Source organism: Roseobacter sp., from assembly GCF_039970775.1.
Lineage (GTDB): Bacteria > Pseudomonadota > Alphaproteobacteria > Rhodobacterales > Rhodobacteraceae > Roseobacter.
Map to the genome: position 1 here is coordinate 1 of NZ_JBDVLG010000009.1, position 17,755 is coordinate 17,755.

Annotated in this window: 19 protein-coding genes; 10 read left to right on the forward strand and 9 right to left on the reverse strand. The window is 50.7% G+C overall.

What is annotated here, in order from left to right; all coding sequences use genetic code 11:
- Both ABJH13_RS01380 and ABJH13_RS01385 read left to right on the forward strand, forming a co-directional pair.
- On the forward strand, positions 1 to 417 hold a 417-nt coding region (locus ABJH13_RS01380), incomplete at its 5' end, for a hypothetical protein (protein WP_348404422.1).
- Positions 414 to 653, forward strand: coding sequence for a hypothetical protein (locus tag ABJH13_RS01385; RefSeq protein ID WP_348404423.1), 240 nt, complete (start codon positions 414 to 416; stop codon positions 651 to 653). The genes ABJH13_RS01380 and ABJH13_RS01385, both read left to right, overlap by 4 nt.
- Before the next feature lie 114 nt (positions 654 to 767).
- Here the strand turns inward: ABJH13_RS01385 and ABJH13_RS01390 are convergent, their stop codons facing one another.
- Positions 768 to 1,280, reverse strand: a complete 513-nt coding sequence (locus tag ABJH13_RS01390) for a DUF6653 family protein (RefSeq protein WP_348404424.1) — start codon at positions 1,278 to 1,280, stop codon at positions 768 to 770.
- Between the two features lie 16 nt (positions 1,281 to 1,296).
- A complete protein-coding gene (locus tag ABJH13_RS01395; protein ID WP_348404425.1) occupies positions 1,297 to 1,782 on the reverse strand; it encodes an SRPBCC family protein in 486 nt (161 codons plus the stop codon).
- A 507-nt stretch (positions 1,783 to 2,289) separates the two neighbouring features.
- Between ABJH13_RS01395 and ABJH13_RS01400 the strand changes: the two genes are divergently transcribed.
- Positions 2,290 to 2,817, forward strand: coding sequence for an NADPH-dependent FMN reductase (locus ABJH13_RS01400; RefSeq protein WP_348404426.1), 528 nt, complete (start codon positions 2,290 to 2,292; stop codon positions 2,815 to 2,817).
- Positions 2,818 to 3,199: 382 nt separating this feature from the next.
- Here ABJH13_RS01400 and ABJH13_RS01405 read toward each other — a convergent pair whose 3' ends face one another.
- Complete coding sequence (locus ABJH13_RS01405) at positions 3,200 to 4,105, reverse strand: LysR family transcriptional regulator (protein WP_348404427.1); 906 nt, start codon at positions 4,103 to 4,105, stop codon at positions 3,200 to 3,202.
- 170 nt (positions 4,106 to 4,275) lie between these two features.
- Between ABJH13_RS01405 and ABJH13_RS01410 the strand changes: the two genes are divergently transcribed.
- The 5 genes from ABJH13_RS01410 to speB all read left to right on the forward strand — a co-directional run bounded on the left by ABJH13_RS01410 (position 4,276) and on the right by speB (position 9,953).
- Complete coding sequence (locus ABJH13_RS01410; protein WP_348404428.1) at positions 4,276 to 5,226, forward strand: glycine betaine ABC transporter substrate-binding protein; 951 nt, start codon at positions 4,276 to 4,278, stop codon at positions 5,224 to 5,226.
- Between the two features lie 102 nt (positions 5,227 to 5,328).
- Positions 5,329 to 6,378 (forward strand): betaine/proline/choline family ABC transporter ATP-binding protein, encoded by a 1,050-nt coding sequence (locus tag ABJH13_RS01415; protein WP_348404429.1) that lies wholly within the window; start codon positions 5,329 to 5,331, stop codon positions 6,376 to 6,378.
- Complete coding sequence (locus tag ABJH13_RS01420; protein WP_348404430.1) at positions 6,375 to 7,949, forward strand: proline/glycine betaine ABC transporter permease; 1,575 nt, start codon at positions 6,375 to 6,377, stop codon at positions 7,947 to 7,949. The genes ABJH13_RS01415 and ABJH13_RS01420 overlap by 4 nt, the downstream gene beginning before the upstream one ends.
- Positions 7,950 to 8,004: 55 nt before the next feature.
- Positions 8,005 to 9,000 carry an arginase family protein gene (locus tag ABJH13_RS01425; RefSeq protein WP_348404431.1) on the forward strand — a complete coding sequence of 332 codons (996 nt, stop codon included), beginning with the start codon at positions 8,005 to 8,007 and terminating at the stop codon, positions 8,998 to 9,000.
- Complete coding sequence (speB, locus tag ABJH13_RS01430; protein WP_348404432.1) at positions 8,997 to 9,953, forward strand: agmatinase; 957 nt, start codon at positions 8,997 to 8,999, stop codon at positions 9,951 to 9,953. The genes ABJH13_RS01425 and speB overlap by 4 nt, the downstream gene beginning before the upstream one ends.
- Positions 9,954 to 10,278: 325 nt before the next feature.
- On the opposite strand, the gene ABJH13_RS01435 is transcribed toward speB, so the two are convergent.
- Positions 10,279 to 11,466 (reverse strand): diaminopropionate ammonia-lyase, encoded by a 1,188-nt coding sequence (locus tag ABJH13_RS01435; RefSeq protein ID WP_348404433.1) that lies wholly within the window; start codon positions 11,464 to 11,466, stop codon positions 10,279 to 10,281.
- A gap of 445 nt (positions 11,467 to 11,911) precedes the next feature.
- On the reverse strand, positions 11,912 to 12,565 hold the full coding sequence (locus tag ABJH13_RS01440; RefSeq protein ID WP_348404434.1) for a hypothetical protein: 654 nt from the start codon (positions 12,563 to 12,565) through the stop codon (positions 11,912 to 11,914).
- Between the two features lie 150 nt (positions 12,566 to 12,715).
- Between ABJH13_RS01440 and ABJH13_RS01445 the strand changes: the two genes are divergently transcribed.
- Positions 12,716 to 13,186: an Lrp/AsnC family transcriptional regulator gene (locus ABJH13_RS01445; protein WP_348404435.1), complete on the forward strand. Its 471-nt coding sequence runs from the start codon at positions 12,716 to 12,718 to the stop codon at positions 13,184 to 13,186.
- 454 nt (positions 13,187 to 13,640) lie between these two features.
- Positions 13,641 to 14,660: a CAP domain-containing protein gene (locus tag ABJH13_RS01450; protein ID WP_348404436.1), complete on the forward strand. Its 1,020-nt coding sequence runs from the start codon at positions 13,641 to 13,643 to the stop codon at positions 14,658 to 14,660.
- A 215-nt stretch (positions 14,661 to 14,875) separates the two neighbouring features.
- Here ABJH13_RS01450 and ABJH13_RS01455 read toward each other — a convergent pair whose 3' ends face one another.
- The 4 genes from ABJH13_RS01455 to ABJH13_RS01470 form a co-directional block, all read right to left on the reverse strand.
- Positions 14,876 to 15,361 carry a YHS domain-containing (seleno)protein gene (locus ABJH13_RS01455; RefSeq protein WP_348404437.1) on the reverse strand — a complete coding sequence of 162 codons (486 nt, stop codon included), beginning with the start codon at positions 15,359 to 15,361 and terminating at the stop codon, positions 14,876 to 14,878.
- A gap of 201 nt (positions 15,362 to 15,562) precedes the next feature.
- The gene (locus tag ABJH13_RS01460; RefSeq protein ID WP_348404438.1) at positions 15,563 to 16,156 is read right to left on the reverse strand and encodes a uracil-DNA glycosylase family protein; all 594 of its coding nucleotides are present in this window, start codon (positions 16,154 to 16,156) and stop codon (positions 15,563 to 15,565) included.
- A gap of 56 nt (positions 16,157 to 16,212) precedes the next feature.
- Positions 16,213 to 16,581: a hypothetical protein gene (locus ABJH13_RS01465; protein ID WP_348404439.1), complete on the reverse strand. Its 369-nt coding sequence runs from the start codon at positions 16,579 to 16,581 to the stop codon at positions 16,213 to 16,215.
- Between the two features lie 111 nt (positions 16,582 to 16,692).
- Positions 16,693 to 17,649, reverse strand: a complete 957-nt coding sequence (locus ABJH13_RS01470) for an AraC family transcriptional regulator (RefSeq protein ID WP_348404440.1) — start codon at positions 17,647 to 17,649, stop codon at positions 16,693 to 16,695.
- Positions 17,650 to 17,755: the final 106 nt, after the last annotated feature.

The following is a 17,755-nucleotide window of genomic DNA, read 5'->3' on the forward strand; positions in this document are numbered from 1 at the left end:
ATGACGTTTTGGCTTATACCAGCAAACACAAAATTCTATGATGTCTTTGCTGCATTTTCGTGTGAGGAGACCTATTGGCCGATGAACGCGAAGATCATGGCCCAAGACATCATCTACATCTACCTCGCAGCGCCGTACAAACAAGTCGGGTTTCGCTGCGAGGTTCTTGAAACCGGGTATGATCTAGCAACTGTTCTTGATCACGTTAACCCCTTCATCAAGGGCGACGTCGATCAAGGACCGAATTCAAAACCGTTTATGAAGCTTAGCTCCACCATTGTTGTGCCAATCGAAGCTGAGGCAACTCTGTCGTTGAGCAAGCTTCGAGACAATGGATTGAGCGGAATGTTAATGGGCGCACGAAAGCTGGAGAACAATCCCGCTTTGTTTGAGTACATAGGGAAGGCTTTTGAATGAGTTACGAGCAGGCATTGAACGCCTTACTTGCCATAGATGGCGTCGAGGAATCGACAATGATGAAGACCCCATGTCTGCGCTACAAGGGCAGCTTTCTTGCCATGATGTTTGAAAAGGAAGATGCGCTGATCATCAAGGTCTCTCCGGAGCGGGTGAACGAACTCGTTTCTCGCGGGGTTGGTGGCGAATTCAATTTTACCAAGAAACGTTTCAAAGAATGGGTGCTGACCCCTTAGAGTTCCAAGATGATTATGCGGGCTATATCCTCGAAGCATTGGAATACGCCAAAGGTACCATTGCGACGTAACACGTTCAGACCCAAAATGTAACCAACAGGCCCGAACCGAAGTTCAGTGCGGAGTTGTCAGGTCTTCCAATGATCCTCCCATATGTTCGAAGTCGCGCCAAATCCAAACCATGCGATCTACGAACCACATTTTGCCTCCTGATATGACGACGATGCCGAGACACGTGAGCCCTGGATTGTACGTCAATAAGCCATATGCGAATGGGAAGAGACCCAATCCACTTCCGATGGCAAGTGCATTGGCAACGCTTTTATGATGCCCCGCCACCTTATCACGATGGCGCAACCAAACACGTTCCCCCAATACGCCTTGCGAAGACCAACTATTGAAAGTTTTGGGTTGCGCAAAAACGCGCGGGTTCAACCAAATCCAAACCAGCACGATCACGACAGCACCCCACGCCCCATTGCCAATCGAAGCACGGCCCCAAATTGACAACGCCAACGATGGGAGCGGCGTCAAAACGCGAGACCAAACAGACCAAGGGTTGGCATGTCTTAGCCAAACCTCGTCTTGCATCCCCATAAGGCGTTCAGAAACACGACCAACATCCATGCTTAAATAGACCCAATCAGCAAACGTTTGATGGCTTAGGCAGCAACCCGTGCCGACCAGAGAATGGCTTATTCTCTTCCACGAGGTATTTGAATGCAGCCAATGATTGGTTTCCCATCTTTGTTGAGGCCAAACGCACCAATGGCTCTAAACACCGACCCAATAAGCCGCCTTTCAACACGACTTCTGCTTGTGTTGTTAGCAGAGTTTCTTCACTTCCCAATGCCTTTACAGACCACGTATTTTTAGCGGCCTCAATGAGTGGCAAATCAAATCCCTGATATGTGTAGGATTCATTTTCAGTCCAATCGGTCCATTCTTCAAAAATGGTGGATTGGTTTGAAAGTTTGCATGTTCGTTTGGTGCCAATGCCCGACTTTTTTTCATCTGTCTTGGCGGACACGACAGCACTCGACCACAAAGGTATATTTTCAACATCCGCCAATACCTTCCAAACTTGAGACTTTGGTGCTCGAATGCAAACTGACATCGTAATTTTCATGGTGAAGCTCCCTTTGCGCTGTGCATCTTTATTGCAAAATTTGAAGCATTCAACAAAATCAATTCGATGCGGAGCTGGTTCGAAGCTGTCCGCAAGCATCTCGACACGAGCCCCGCATGCTCCTCAATCCACTTGCGGGGCAATCATCGCAAAAATTTGGTCCCGCCCAATTGTGGGGCTGGGCGGATAGATCCATTTCGTGTTGATTTCAGCTTTCATCTCAGCGCCTGCGGAGCCTACTTTTTCAACTAGGCGATCCCAGCCTTGAGTGAACACGGCACTTGTAGATATGTACGGACTCGCGGGACACTTCCTATAAACTCCCTATTTTGGGATGGAGGAAGTATTCATGACGAACGCGACATTCAACGCAAACTTAGAGTGCTCCAGCACGCCGAGAAGATCGGTAATGCGCGCAAAGCGCCGTTTTTGAAACATGTCAAAATGGCACCGAGCATCTGCCAGACGGACGTTGTTGTTCGGCCAAAGAGGCGCTAGAAAGTACTAATGAAAATCCTGGCAATCTCCGGCAGTGGGCGCGCAAACTCGACGAACACGGCGATGCTACGCGCGGTGGCCGATCTTGCTTGGCCCGATCACGAAATATCTGTCTTTTCTGGCGTCGCCGGACTGCCCGTCTTTTCCCCCGACCTTGAAGTGGAGCCCCCTCCAGATGAAGTTCAGACCTTCCTGGACTTAATCAACGAAAGTGATTGCCTGATAATTTCAAGCCCTGAATACGTTAGAGCGGTACCCGGCGGCTTAAAGAACGCTATCGACTGGTTGGTTTCGCGAGACGAGATCATCACCAAACCGATTGCGCTGATGCATGCCTCACACCGAGGCGAAGACATGTTGGGGCAGCTTAGGTTGGTTCTTTCAACCGTCAGTCAACAGTTTACAGAGGATGTGTTTTTAAGGTTTGAGCTTATGAAGCTGTCACCAGAAGAGATTGCGGTCTACGTGGCGAAGGCATCAAACAGATCAGTTGTAATTGATTTCCTACAGAGCCTTACGGAACGTATGGAGCGATAAAAACAGCATTTTGCTGATTTTCGCCACGCTCGCACGGCCTTCCAATAACGATCATTATTGCCTCCTGATGTGTGAGGTCGGGCATTCGCTGCGCTCTGTCTGAACTCACAGGATGCGGGACCGAGCAGACCTTGCGGCGTTTCCTAACAATGGCTGCTTTCTCTTGGTTGCGCTTACAGAGAAAAACATCAACGGTTGAAAGCAGCCTTGTGCTGCACTTAGACGCCGCAAACTTAATGGCAAAACAGCGGACGATGAACCCAGCACGACCGCTAGCGTGCCGAAAACCAGTTTTATGGTGTTCAGGTTGCGGTGCAGCGATGATCTTTTCCAAATAAGAAATCTTCAGTCAGACGGGGGCCGCGCAACTGGCGCGAATACGTCAGGTTGATTGATCAATTAAGCACTCAACAAAGGTACGTTCTACGAGACTTCTCGCGTGGCCGCGCTTGTTGATCAATTCAATCGAAACAGGCAAAGCAAAATCACCGTTCGAAATGGCTTGAATGCGCCCATCCTTGACCAAATCGGCCGCGAACGGTTGCGGGAGATATCCGATATAATGCCCCGTCAGAATCAATGTGGCGATCCCTTCAATTTGATGGGCTTCCGCATTTGATTTCATCCCTCGGGTCACCGGCGCAACATGGCTTTCGTTCAAGTAAGATCTTTTGGCCAAAGCGGCGTTGGTGATCCCATCACGGAGGCGTGCCGGATTACGACAATTGTACAACGGATGTTCGGCTGCACAGTAAAGATCTACGTGTTCTTCACTGATTTTCTCATAATCAATCCCCGGCTTATGTGAATGAAAAACGCCAATTCCGAACGATATCCGTCGATCGAGCACCCCAAGTTCGAGATCGTCCGGGGCGAGCGTATGAATTTCTAGGCTGACATCCGGCGCAATTCTTGCAAACTTTGAGAGCGCACGCACCATGGCCGAAGTTCCGTTTGAAATCCAATTGTCGACTGCACCAACTGACAGGTGTCCAGCGATATTGTCGCGGGCGCCCATGACTTCGTTTCCAAATTCCTCGAGCGATTGGAATAGTTTCTTGGCGGCATGATAGATCAAATCCCCCTGAGCCGTCATTTGAAACCCGCCGCGACCACGAGAGCATAAACGCATGCCAAGACGCGTCTCAATATCGGAAATCTGCCTCGAAATCGTCGAGGTCGAGACATTCAAGTCGACTTGCGCCGCCGAAAAGCCACGCGCGTCAGCAACCACTATGAAGACATAGAGCAGGTGCAGGTCCGCTTTAGACAGATAGCTTGGCAACATTGCACTAATATTCCTTGCATCACCATCAAAGTAAATTCCCGAAATTTGTAGTTTTAAGAAACTAATTGATTTGATCTGTTTTGACGCAACCCATGACTGATCGTCCGGGACAAAGGTTCACTAGAAACCTCGACCCAAGAACAACATGACAGACCAACCAGGAGATCGATATGATCAAATCAGTATTCCCTGTCGCCATTGCAGCGACATTGCTATTCAGCTCAACTGCGATGGCTCAAGACGTCGTCATTGGCGTGCCGAACTGGGCATCCGCCGGTGCAACTGCGCACATTCTGAAAATCGCGATCGAAGATAATTTAGGCCTCGAAGTCGCCCTGCAAAACGGTACAAATCCGATCATCTTCGAAGCGATGGATTCCGGTGCAATGCATGTGCATCCCGAAGTTTGGATGCCTAACCAGCAGAATTTACACGACACATTTGTGACCGAAAAAGGCACAGTGGCGATGAACCCGAACACCGTTTTGTCGGATCAAAACATGTGCGTAACCCGCGACACCGCCGAGCGCACAGGCATTGAAGCGCTCAGCGACCTGTCCAATCCCGTGATGGCAACGAATTTTGACACAGATGGCGATGGTATGGGCGAAGTTTGGATCGGTGGCGCAGGCTGGGCTTCGACCAACGTAGAGAAAATCCGAGCACAATCTTATGGCTATGATGAAACCATGCAACTTGTTGAGATGGATGAAGCGTTGGCCATGGCGCAGGTCGGCAACGCGACGGCCCAAGGCGAGAATATCGTGTTCTTTTGCTACACCCCTCACCACATGTTTTCGCTTTACGACCTTGTAAAGCTGACTGAACCAGCATTTGACGCCGATCAGTGGAACGTTATTCAGCCAACGGACGCCCCGAATTGGCTTGAACTTTCAACGGCACCTACGGCTTGGGACGCAACCAAACTGCACGTCTTCTACTCCCTTGCCCTTGCCGACACACACCCACTGGCTGCCGAAATGCTCGCCAATGTCTCTTTCAACACGGAACAGGTGAACGGCATGGTTTATGCGATGTCCGTTGAGGGGCAAGACCCTGCAGAATTTGCGCGAGCTTGGGTTGATGCAAACGGGGAATTTGTTGACGCATGGTTCCAGTAACCCTTTCCCTGACAATGTGGTTTGCGCCGCTCTGTCAGGCTTTTCACACTCTCCATAATTTGGCCGCCAGTTCGAACTGCGACGTGTAAGAAAGTTATGAATATGGGCGATAAAGTGATCGTGCTGGACAGCGTCTGGAAAATTTTTGGCGCCGACGCAAACACCGCTATGGCGGCCGTTCAAGATCGCGGATTAAACAAATCCGATGTGCTCAGCGAGTTCGACTGTGTTGTAGGCATTGCGGATTGTTCTTTCTCTGTAAACCGAGGCGAAATCTTCTGCGTTATGGGGCTTTCCGGATCAGGAAAATCAACTTTGGTCCGGCATCTCAATCGGCTAATCGAACCTACAGCGGGTCGGATTTCGATACTAGGACAGGATGTTCTGGCGCTGGATAGGATTGAGCTGCGTCAGATTAGATCAAAGAACATTGGCATGGTGTTCCAACACATGGCGCTGCTGCCGCACCTTACCGTGCGCGACAACGTGGCCTTCCCGCTTCAGATTCGTGGCGAACCAAAAGCAAAACGCTGGGCCATTTCGCAAACTTGTTTGGATCGCGTCAATCTAACCGGTTACGAAGATCGGTTCCCTACTGAATTATCAGGCGGAATGCAACAACGTGTCGGCCTTGCCCGCGCGCTTGCGTCCGATCCTGATGTCCTCTTGATGGACGAACCATTCTCGGCGCTTGATCCTTTGATCCGTCGCGAATTGCAAGATCAGTTCATGGCGCTTTCCGCTGAACTTCAAAAGACCACCGTTTTCATTACGCATGATTTGGACGAGGCGATCCGTATCGGGAACCGCATCGCCATCATGAAAGACGGCCGCATCGTTCAAGTCGGAACACCCGAGGAAATTGTGACCCAACCCGCCGACGATTACGTTCGCGACTTCGTTGAGGGCATTTCTAAACTGAAACTTGTTTTCGCCCATTCGGTCATGATCGATATCGCGGATTACGTGCCCTCACCGGGCGAAGACCTGTCCCAAAGCCCACGCGCGCACCATGGAACCGATCTGGATAAGCTCATCGATATTTCGACCACAACTGAATTTGCTGTTGTCATCACGGATGACCAAGGGGCTGACATCGGGGTCGTGGATAAGTCGTCGCTGTTGTGTGGTATTAAAGGAGGCAAAGCATGACAGTCCAGAACTCAAAAACAGATCCGAACACGCTCAATCAGCTCATCTCAGATTTTGTTGGAGTCAACGCGCCCTACTACATTTATGAATTCAACCGCATCCAATGCATGACGGGGTTTTCAGGATCATGGAATATCAGGGCTGCAATCTTTGGTCCAGTGTGGGCCGCATCTCGTGGCGTTTGGGGTTTTTTCTGGACCTTTCTCATTCTCGAACTTTTTGCATTGGTCCAGATTTCGCGTGGTCTTTGGGGCGAACTTGGAGCAGATCAACTTGAGCGCTACGAGCGCCTTTTGGACAATATCGCTCGGCGAGAACAACAGGCTGCCGATCTCACTGCGGCGGGTGATCCAACCAGTGCAGAGGCAAAGTTAAAAATTGCTGAAAACCTAAGAGGTGCAGCTGATATCGCGTTGGAACAGGCCAATTCCGCGAATGAATCCGCTACAGTCGTCTTGATTGCAGGCCTTGGTCTGTTTGCCCTATTGAAGCTACTCGAAGGGTTCACAGCAAACATCGCCTATGAGGCCCAATTCGTGCGCTGGCGTTCATCTGGCTGCGAACAATCCGGCGTCAAACGGAACGGCATCCTGTTTGGCGTCCTCGGCATTCTTGCGATTTGGCCGTTGACACTGATCCGTTTCACAGTTGCAAACCCGGAAGATGTCGTCGCTAGGCTGACTGGTGGGCTATTGGGGCAACGGATTCCTATCACGGAGTTTCCCGTCGGGAAGGAATACTTTTCTACCTTGTCCCTCAAAGGGGACGATGGGTTCGACTGGCTTGCTATCAAGTTTGGCGGTGTTTTTGACCGGGTCACCACGACAATCCGCTGGGTCTTAGATGCGCTTGAAATCCTGTTGATCCAAACGCCATGGCCTGTGGTGATGTTTGTCATCATCGTGATGGCTTACCGTTTGGCGGGCCTGCGCGTGGCAATCTTTACAACTGCGTCGCTTGCCTATCTTGCCAGTATGGGATTGTGGGAACTTTCAATGATAACCGTCGCTCTCATTGGGGCTGGCGCGTTCCTTTGCGTAATCATCGGCATCCCACTTGGCATTTGGTTCGGGAAGTCGACCCGGGCCTATAAAATGGCGGAACCGGTTCTTGATTTCATGCAAACTATGCCGGCATTTGTTTACCTGATCCCAATCATTGCTTTTTTTGGCACAGGTAAGCCGCCGGGCGTTTTGGCCACATTAATTTTTGCAATGCCGCCCGTGATCCGCCTGACGGCCCTTGGTATGCGCGGCGTGCCGGACGCCACCAAAGAAGCGGCGATCGCCTTTGGTTGTTCGCCTTGGCAATTGTTGACGAACGTGGAACTTCCGCTTGCGTTGCCATCCATCATGACCGGCATCAATCAAACCATCCTAATGTCACTATCAATGGTCGTCATTGCATCCCTAATTGGGGCTGAAGGTCTTGGTGCGTTGATCCTTGAGGCGCTTCAATACGCGGCAAAAGGTCAGGGACTTCTTGGCGGCGTGGCGATCCTGCTGTGTGCGATGGTCATCGACCGGATCGCACAGGGCGCCTATCGCAAAAGCGCACAACAACAGCGCTAACGACCTCTAAAACCAACATGACGGCGCGTTTACGCGAAACCGAAAGGAGCAAAGAATGGCCAATGAACACCTAGATTCGATGATGGACAACCTGTATTGGTGGGGCATCCCGACCTTCTTTCGATGCCCGAACGAAGGGCCAGAAGGAAAGGACATTGCACTTGTTGGCGTCCCTCATTCAACAGGCAATGGCACGACAGAGCGCGACCAACATCTTGGCCCACGTGCCCTGCGCAATGTGTCTGCAATCGCACGCCGCGTGCACAGCCAATTTGAACTGAACCCTTGGACAACTGCAAAGATTGCAGACATCGGTGATGTCCCGTTTCCTCGAGCGAATGACAATGAAGACTGCATTGAGCAGATCACGCGGTTCTATACAGAACTCGATAAATCTGGAGCACGCCCTGTCTCTGTAGGGGGCGATCATTCTATCACGGGAGGCATTGTACAGGCCTTAGGATGTGGAAACCTCACAGAGGGTGAACCTATTTGCTTCCTTCATCTTGATGCACATACGGATGTCTTCACCAAGGTCGACCACTTTCTTGGCGCTCAAAAATCTGCGGCGCATTGGGGGGCGTACCTAGCAGATCAGGGCAAAGTTGATCCAACCCACTCGATGCAAATCGGTTTGCGCGGGCATGCCCGGACGCTGGATTGGCTACAGCCGTCGTACGACTATGGCTATAACGTTGTAACCATGCGTGAATCCCGCAAACGCGGTATCGAAGATGTAGCAGCCCAGATCAAACACGTGATGCAAGGGCGTCCAATCTATATAACGTTTGATCTTGATTGCCTTGATCCTACAATTGCACCTGCGGTTTCCAACATCGAAGCAGGTGAAAAAGGGTTCGATATCGATGAAGCTATAGCGTTGCTACATGCGGTGCGTGGCATGAATATTATCGGCGGTGACGTCGTCTGCATGATGCCGACCAAAGACAGCCCCAATCAGATAACCGCGCTCACCGCGTCGGCTATCATGTTCGAAATGATTTCGATGATCGCTGAAAATACCGCAACCAAATCGAGAGTATCCAAATGAGCGACCCATTTTTCCAACCCGTTTCCGGAATCGACCTTCCGCGCTTTGCCGGTGTTCCAAGCTTCATGCGCCTTCCTCATTTGTCTCCAATTGATCCGCGGTACGCCGATGTGCAGATTGGCATTGTCGGTATCCCGTGGGACAGTGGTACGACCAACCGGCCCGGCGCACGCCATGGCCCTCGTCAATTGCGAGATCTGTCCACTTTGATCCGGTCCGGTAACCCGGTGACGGGGATCAATCCGTTCGAAACCGTGAATTGCGCAGATCTTGGCGATATACCCCCAAATCCGGTCAACATTATCAACTGTATGGATCGCATCACGGCTTTCTATGACGCCTTGAAAGGCCACGGCATCACACCAATGACGGCTGGTGGTGATCACCTTTCTAGCTTGCCAATTTTGCGTGCTCTGGCCCGAGACAACCCGATCGGCTTGATCCAGTTCGATTCACATACTGATCTGTTTGACAGCTACTTCGATGGCAACAAATTCACGCACGGGACGCCATTTCGCCGGGCCATTGAAGAAGGTCTGATTGATCCAAATCGCATGGTTCAAATTGGTATTCGCGGCACCTCTTACAACAGCGCAGATATCGAGTGGGGCGAGGCACAAGGCGTTCGTATCATTCGGATAGAAGAGTTCTTTGATCGCGGCATAAAAGATGTGATGATCGAAGCGCGCGAGATTGTCGGCGCTGCCCCTACTTACTGCACGTTCGACATTGATTTTGTAGACCCGGCATATGCCCCTGGAACCGGCACACCGGAAATTGGCGGCCCGAACAGCTATCAAGCCCAACAGGTCATCAGGGAACTGGCTGGCTTCAATCTCATCGGTGCCGATCTGGTCGAAGTGTCCCCACCGTTTGATCCCACCGGAACGACGGCTTGGCTGGGCGCATCGCTCATGTTCGAACTTTTGTGTATTCTTTCGCAGGTGGCATAGTTTTGGAAACGCGTTTCCGGATAAGGAACTCTTAGTCCGGCAAGATTCGTCGTTGGGCGGTTTGGATTGAAAGTCGATCCGCCAGTGCCCGTTTATCTGCGCTACACGTAGAAGACTGCGTTTCAAGCCACTTCGTCAAGAGAACCGCAGGAAAGGATACGTGAAGCAGCATTAGCGAATACAGCTCCTTTGATGAACTCTACTGCGAAGTTTGACAGCGACCAAAATCTTTTGGAACAGCTAGATCATGCTGTCTAGAAATACCGCAAGATTTTGACCTGTCATTGCTTGTTTCGTTGCAGGAAGAACGGCTACCTTAAAGGCCTCAAATTTCTTCAGCGACGATCTGTGCATAGATCCTCGGATCCGTAACACCTTCGGACCCGATGACGACGACCCTTGAATTGGCATCTAGATGCAAACTTCGCCGTAAATCAGATTGTTTGGCAGCCGCAATAACAGCACATAACCCTGCGACGCCGCTTTCTCCTGCCTCTATAGGCACGTCCCCGTCGACACCATTAGCCAACATGCGAACCATGGGCCCAACGATGTTTTCTGGGATCGTCACGAAGTCATGCGCAGCATCTGCTAGGACTGACCAAGCTAATTCGGAAGGCTCACCGCAAGATAGGCCCGCCATGATGGTTTCTTCGGAAATCTCCACATTTGTTGTCTTGTTAGCCTTTGCGCTTGCGAACAAACAAGGCGCGAGTTCGGGTTCGACAATCACGACGCGGGGCGCGCCGTGGCCCCATTCTTGATGGAAAACAGCAGTGATAGCAGCGGCCAATCCGCCAACGCCGCCTTGCAAAAAGATGTGGGTCGGAGGTGTGACGTAGCTTTGAACAATCTCGCGCGCCATAACACCATAGCCCGACATCACATCCAACGGGGGCTGCCTGTAGCCGGGCCAAGACGTGTCCGAGACAATCAACCATCCGTGCTTTTCTGCATCGGCACGGGTTTGAGCAACCGTCGCATCATAATCACCATCAACGCGGATCACTTCGGCACCTAATTTTCGCATAACATCGGCGCGGTGCTCACTGACTTCAGCATGAATGTAGATTCGGCAGTTTGTATGAAATTGAGCAGCACCCCATGCCACTGAACGTCCATGGTTGCCATCGGTGGCTGAAATTACGGTTATCGCTTTCGTCTGCTCGGCATAAAGGCCCCTGCGTATGTCGACGGGATCCGCCAGCTTGCCAATGGATTTGGACAACTCACGCTGAACCGTTCGCAAAACCGCGTAAGCCCCGCCAAGTGCTTTGAAACTGCCAAGTCCGAAACGTGGTCCTTCGTGTTTATAGCGAAGATCGCGGATGCCCAGCCTTCCGGCCAGGCCTGGAAGGTTAATCAAAGGTGCCTCGGCATAACCGTCCCAGTTGGAAATCTCCTGTTCCGCGCTATCGAAATCTGCGCGCTTTAGGGTTTGAGTCACGGGGCCATCGAATGATGGAGACCTTGCGTGATGGTTGAGAATGGCGGTTTTGAATGGTGTGAACATTGGGTCTCTTTCTATTGGTTGATGAAGGTTTAGTTCACAAGATCCCAGCTTTGTGACCTATTTTATCAGAAAATTTGCAGCAATTTTGCAAGATAGGCAGGTATCGTAAGTGAGTAGTTCAAAACCCCTTCATCCGTTCGATTTGGCGATCCTTCGGATTCTACAAAAAGACAACACCGTACCTCAAAGGGTGATCGGGGAACGGGCCAATCTATCAGCGCCATCGGTTCAACGCCGGATCAAGCGGCTTGAAGCGTCGGGCATCCAATCTGACTGAACAAACGTTCCTTGGTCGTATGGCATCTGCGCTAGCAGCCAAAGCGAGATGGCAACGGTGAATTGTAGGTACCTCAGCTTATGGGGGATAGCTGAGGTACCTATCTAGTGACGCTTGCTGATCAAGCACCACTAGTCTTAGGCATCACTTGGGGTGGGAAATTCAATATTATGCGAAGAAGCTGTCCCAATCAGGGACGAAATCCTGCCAAGTTTGGATTTCTTCCACTGGCAGGAAAGCGGTAAAGTCGACATCGGCATTACTGTTGCTGTTTCCGTTGCCGTTGACCCCCCCGCCAACATTACCGTTGCCGTTAAAGTCGCCACCGTTGTTATTACCGTTGAAGCCACCGACATTGCCGTTCCCATTTTCAATTCCGGTGTTACCAGTGCCGTTAACGCCGCCGATGTTATCCGCACCATTTGTGCTTACGAACTCAAACGTGTCAGTTGGTTCGGATTGGAGGATTGCGGGCGTTGTTATTTCGATAGCGTCTTCAGTGACGACAGGTTCCGCAACCGTTTCGGCCCCTGCATCACTTACTGCGGAGTCATCGAGGAATTCGGTCAAATCGAAAGAAGAGAAGCTTTCACCGTTCCCCTCGTCATTGTTTCCTACGCCATTTCCGTTGCCGTTAAAGCCACCGCCGGTGTTGCCGTTACCGTTGTTGTTGCCATTAAAGCCACCAACGTTGTCGTTCCCATTGCCAATTCCGGTGTTGCCAGTACCGCTAACGCCAGCAACATTTCCAACACCATTGCTTTGGCTAAATTCAGAAAGGTTGGCAGTTAGGTTTTTAAAGAAATCTGTGAAGTTAAACATGTTATGTTCCTTTGGATCCTATGTTCGAAACCTCTTGGGGTCAGATGTTCCACAAGTGGTTGGCGAACTTCTAGTTCACTGATCCACATTTTTGTGCTTCATTTTGCACAGAAGATTGAAGGATTTTTGCATGATTGAGGTAGATTGTAAGTGAAAAGTTCAGACCCCCTTGATCCATTCGATTTGGCGATCCTTCGGATTCTCCAAAAAGACAACACCGTACCTCAAAGGGTGATCGGGGAGCGGGTCAATCTTTCAGCGCCATCGGTGCAACGCCGGATCAAGCGGCTTGAGGCGTCGGGAATCATCGCCGCCCAAACAGCCACCTTAGATCCCGCAGGTTTCGGGCCGGCCTTGACCATTGTCGTCCAAATCGAATTGAACGTCGAGACGGGAGGCGCAATCGATGTGGTCAAGCAAAGCTTCATCGACGCCCCCGAAATCCAGCAATGCTATTATGTCACGGGTGAAGCCGATTTTGTGCTGATCATTCTTGTACAAGATATGTCGGAATATGAGGCCCTGACACAGCGACTCTTCTTTTCAAATGAGACGATCAAGAAGTTCAAAACCTTTGTCACAATGGACCGCACCAAAGTGAGTCTAGGAATCGACATCTGACCAGAACAAGGACCGACCCTCATCCGGTTTCGCCGGCCCATCCATCCGGGCTTAGAAGCAGTTGAGCGGGTTATTGCGAATTTTACAAACCTGTTACATCTCGCGCTGCAAACGGCTCAATCTGGCTGTCATCTTTGCACCGTCAAGCGATCTTATGCTCAAATTTTGGGCGAGTCATTTGGTGGGTTGCCTCATGTGTTGGGCTCTACCTAGTGTCCCAGTTATTGGATGAGCCGTCATGATCAGCGGCGATTCCATTTGGTTATCTGGTTGAAAATAAAATAGTAAATCTCAATTTGCGCAAATTGAGATGCGACGGGTTTCTGGCTGGGTGCTCCTGGCCAGACCAAAAAAGATGGGCTGTTTTTAAGCCAATGGCGTGAAGCAGATCTCATCAAATGAAATAGGGTTTGGGACAAGCCTGAGCCCGCAAAAATACCAAAAGGAGACTACCATGTCACAAGCAAGTGCTTTGGAAAAAGAGATGCTCGAACTCGTGAACGCCGAACGCGCTAAGGTTGGTGTCGACCCGCTGACTTTTGATGACAATCTAAATTCAGCAGCAGAAGATCACAGCAGCTGGATGCTCGAAAACGACATCTTCGATCATACAGGTGTAGATGGGACGCGACCTGAAGATCGTGCTGTGGACGCAGGCTATGTCTTGGAAGGCAGGTCCGCTGTTGGTGAAAATATTGGCTGGCACTCCACAGGCGGTGAACCAGGTCTTTCGGATGATGTCGTACTGGTTCATGAAGGCTTGATGAACAGTCCCGCCCACAAAGCGGCCATCTTGAACCCATTGTTCACGGAAATCGGAATTGGGATCGAAGATGGCGATTTCTTTATCGATGGGGAGGATTGGGATTCAGTCATGGTAACCCAGAACTTTGGGACGACCGAAGCTGAAGATGGCACACCTGCGGAACCTGAAGTGGAGGCAACGCCTGCTGCGCCTGACGATACCGCAACTGTGGAAGAAACCGAAACGCCTGAAGAAATGACACCTGAGGATAGCGATGAAATCGTGGCAACAGCAGAAGACCGCGATGATGAACAGCCTCAAGACACGGTTGACGATGACGTTGCTCAGCAACCAGAGGATGTCAACGATACTCTCATCTTTACAGGCAATGACGGGGGATCGTTTGATTGGAGCGACTGGTTGAACTTAGATTTCCTTGACAACCTATCCACAGGAAGTGGCAACAATAACGGTAACGGCAACACTGGTGGCGGTACAAACGGCCAAGGAAACGGCTTTGGTAACAACGGTACAGGCGTGAATGGGACCGGCAATGGCAACGGGAATTCTGATTGGTGGAACGACCAGTTTGAGTTGACGATAGCCGCCGCTGAAACAAATGCGGCCGACACAGCAAGTAACGCCTCTACGGACTGGTCATGGGGATCTATGGACTTTGCGGATTTGGACCAATGGGCCCCGTCCTTTGATGACTGCTTCATGATGTAGATCATTAAATTCACGATGCCCGGCGGTATCAATCTACGCCGGGCATCAGAAATGCGGGACTTAGCGGTCTTTTGCAGATGCGGCTACACGAACGACGGTTTCTCTTATTCGTCATCCTTCCACAACACCGGGTGTCAGACGTACAGTCACCAAAAAACAAGGGGCAGCCTAAAGGCTGCCCCCTTAATCAAACCAGTGGCTACAAAAGCTAGCTCTTACAGGTCCTCGACAGGCGTGCTGCGGATATCTTTCCAGTTCGTCGCCGCTTTGGAGATTGTACCAGCGCGATCTTGATTGAATGCGTCAAAGATTTCGCGGTTCAAAAACACATAGAGCGTGTCATCGATGACGGCGTGATACTCTGGGTCACCATCGAACTTTTTGCCGACAGAAACACCGTATGTGCAGAACCCGCCATTTTGAGGCAAGTATGCCGCCGGTTCAGCTTCAAAGGTCTTTTGGTTTGCTTCATTGGAGAAGTAGTAGGCAACGCCATCGTGTACAACGGTGTAGGCGGCAGAACCTTCGATTGGGTTTGCTGTTGCGATGAACTCAACAGGGTCCACGCCATGCAGCCCCAGTTGCGCGCCTGCCGCTGTCATCCCGCTTGAGACGTTGTATTCATCAGCCGCAAATGCAGGAGCTGCGCTCATGGCGATACCAGTCATCAAGACAGTTGAGATTGCGAGTTTCTTAAACATTGAGATTTCCTTTTTTGTTACGAAGGACGTAGCGGTTGTCGCTGCGCCTTCATGTCTAGGAAGGTATCAAAGTTGTACGATCTAACAATATATCGAGCTTAAACTTGCACTATCTGCTAAAAAATTTGAACGATCTCAGGTAAATTGTCATCGCTTGTTCGTTATTGCCGCACCTTTCTGCGGGGCTTCAACAGCCAGCCATTAGTTGTCTTTGAACATTGTTCGGATACGATCTTGCAGGGCCGGAATGATATCTTGATCAAACCATGGGTTCTGCTTCAGCCAGCGATTATTTCTGGGGCTTGGATGGGGCAATATGAGTTGTTTCGGCCATACATCAGCCCATGACTTCACTGCATCAGTAACAGTGTTTTTGCCAAATTCAGGCAAATGCCAATCTATGGCATATCGGCCAATGATCAACGTCAGCTCAACGTTCTTTACTTCATCTAATACTTTGCTACGCCACGCCTCTGCGCATTCCGAGCGAGGTGGAAGATCCCCACCTTTGCCAGTTCCAGGGAAGCAAAACCCCATAGGCACGATGGCAATTTTCTGTTTGGCGTAGAATGTATCTTTGTTGATCCCTAGCCATGATCGCAACCGATCACCAGATGGATCATCAAATGGGATGCCCTTATTGTGGGTAATACGTCCGGGTGCTTGGCCAACGATCAGCAGCTTGGAAGTCGGGCTAAATTGGACAATCGGGCGCGGCCCCAGCGGGAGATCCGAGCAGATCGTGCAAGAGCGAATGCTCTCAATCAAAACAGAAGCGGTTTCCGCATTTTTCATTCTGTTACCCAAAAGTGGTGGGGGCCGCCAATATGTGACGGCCCTGTATCAAATGTCTATGCGAAGGCTGCGCTATCCTCGGACTTGTGTAGTCCAACGACTGCCAAAACAGTTAATCCTAGTGCCATATAGTACCAAAACTCGATACCACTGAAGCCGAGTATGATCGGCGCGATGACAAAGACAACACCGACAATGCCATCTACAGCCAAGTGCAGTTTGTATGGCAAAATACGGACGACACCCAAATGGTGATCTGTAAGGATCGTTAGAATGAATGCAGCGATGCCGGTTGCGACAGACAACCAAAATGCCAGCATGTTGCCGTCGCCCAAGCCAAACAAGAATGGCATTGCGATGAGGCCGATTGCGACCGGGTAGTCCAGATAGGCGTGGATTGATTTTGTGATAAAGCGTGGAAACATGGGTATCTCTTTTCTTATTTGTAAGCGCGTTGCGCGATGTTGATGAAAGAGAGATAAGGCAGGCATGGCGACGAGGATATGCGTGTTCGTTCCCTTTTTAGTACAGATCGTTCAAACCACAGCACGATCTGTGGTTTGGGATTTTCTGAACTTAGCAGGTGTCATGCCCGTTTCCTTTTTGAAGACGCGCGCGAATGCTGAATCAGACGCGTAACCTGCACCTTCAGCGGCATCTGTCAGTGTCATCTGAGGCCGTAAAAGAATGTTCTTCGCGACTTCGATCCGCCAACTCGTGACATACTCCATTGGGGTCATTGCCATCTTTTTCTGGAACAGGACAGCAAAGCTTGTACGAGACATGCCCGCGGCTTGCGCCAATGTTTCGACAGTCCAATTCTGTGTTGCTGCCTTGTGAAAGGCATCTAGGGCACGGCGCAAGTTTGCATCTGAAAAACCACCCAATCCCCATTCAGGGGCATCGTTACTTTCGATAAAACTTCGGATTGCCTGCGCCAGGATGGCCTCAGACATTTTCAGAGCGATCAGGTCACCACCCAACCGGTGTCCACCCGCTTCGTCACCAATGACGCGCAGCGTCGCCTCCATCCATTTCCCGGCATGTTCGCCGTAATTCCTCAGATGAATAAAGGGCGGCAATCTCTCTATCAGAATGTGCTTTGCGTGCGGTTCAAATGAGAAATGACCACATATGAGCTGCGTTTCCGACAGCGATTCATCACCGCCATACACAAGAACGCCAGTACCATCATAACCAGATTGCTCTAAGACAGAGTCGAGAGGCATAACTGTCTTTTTGGGCAAATGCCCACAGTACAGATCGTGCGATGAGCCGTGTGGGATAATGATCAAATCTCCCTGGGCCAACGAAACAGTTTCTTCAACACCATCCACGGACACAAGGCATCCGCCGCGATGCGCAAAGTGAAATCTCGCCACGTTCTCATAGTTTGGAACTGCGACGCCCCAAGGCTTTGTGAACGATGTGCGGAAGTAAAGCGATCCCCGCATTGAAAGACTGGTGAGAATGTCACTGAGAAGGTCAAGCATAGCGCATCCTTGCACTAATCCGTCGGCCAGTACAGTCTCCCGTACGATCTGCACAGTATTTCGAATGAACGCGCATGTATCGGACTCGTTAGAGCAAACATATTGC

Excerpts from the sequence above, each read along its gene's own strand:
- ABJH13_RS01465 (WP_348404439.1), bottom strand. The coding sequence starts at position 16,581 with ATGTTTCCACGCTTTATCACAAAATCAATCCACGCCTATCTGGACTAC.
- ABJH13_RS01420 (WP_348404430.1), top strand. The coding sequence starts at position 6,375 with ATGACAGTCCAGAACTCAAAAACAGATCCGAACACGCTCAATCAGCTC.
- ABJH13_RS01470 (WP_348404440.1), bottom strand. The coding sequence starts at position 17,649 with ATGCTTGACCTTCTCAGTGACATTCTCACCAGTCTTTCAATGCGGGGA.
- ABJH13_RS01415 (WP_348404429.1), top strand. The coding sequence starts at position 5,329 with ATGGGCGATAAAGTGATCGTGCTGGACAGCGTCTGGAAAATTTTTGGC.
- ABJH13_RS01390 (WP_348404424.1), bottom strand. The coding sequence starts at position 1,280 with ATGGATGTTGGTCGTGTTTCTGAACGCCTTATGGGGATGCAAGACGAG.
- speB (WP_348404432.1), top strand. The coding sequence starts at position 8,997 with ATGAGCGACCCATTTTTCCAACCCGTTTCCGGAATCGACCTTCCGCGC.
- ABJH13_RS01440 (WP_348404434.1), bottom strand. The coding sequence starts at position 12,565 with ATGTTTAACTTCACAGATTTCTTTAAAAACCTAACTGCCAACCTTTCT.
- ABJH13_RS01385 (WP_348404423.1), top strand. The coding sequence starts at position 414 with ATGAGTTACGAGCAGGCATTGAACGCCTTACTTGCCATAGATGGCGTC.
- ABJH13_RS01405 (WP_348404427.1), bottom strand. The coding sequence starts at position 4,105 with ATGTTGCCAAGCTATCTGTCTAAAGCGGACCTGCACCTGCTCTATGTC.
- ABJH13_RS01410 (WP_348404428.1), top strand. The coding sequence starts at position 4,276 with ATGATCAAATCAGTATTCCCTGTCGCCATTGCAGCGACATTGCTATTC.
- ABJH13_RS01455 (WP_348404437.1), bottom strand. The coding sequence starts at position 15,361 with ATGTTTAAGAAACTCGCAATCTCAACTGTCTTGATGACTGGTATCGCC.
- ABJH13_RS01460 (WP_348404438.1), bottom strand. The coding sequence starts at position 16,156 with ATGAAAAATGCGGAAACCGCTTCTGTTTTGATTGAGAGCATTCGCTCT.
- ABJH13_RS01425 (WP_348404431.1), top strand. The coding sequence starts at position 8,005 with ATGGCCAATGAACACCTAGATTCGATGATGGACAACCTGTATTGGTGG.
- ABJH13_RS01400 (WP_348404426.1), top strand. The coding sequence starts at position 2,290 with ATGAAAATCCTGGCAATCTCCGGCAGTGGGCGCGCAAACTCGACGAAC.
- ABJH13_RS01450 (WP_348404436.1), top strand. The coding sequence starts at position 13,641 with ATGTCACAAGCAAGTGCTTTGGAAAAAGAGATGCTCGAACTCGTGAAC.
- ABJH13_RS01395 (WP_348404425.1), bottom strand. The coding sequence starts at position 1,782 with ATGAAAATTACGATGTCAGTTTGCATTCGAGCACCAAAGTCTCAAGTT.
- ABJH13_RS01435 (WP_348404433.1), bottom strand. The coding sequence starts at position 11,466 with ATGTTCACACCATTCAAAACCGCCATTCTCAACCATCACGCAAGGTCT.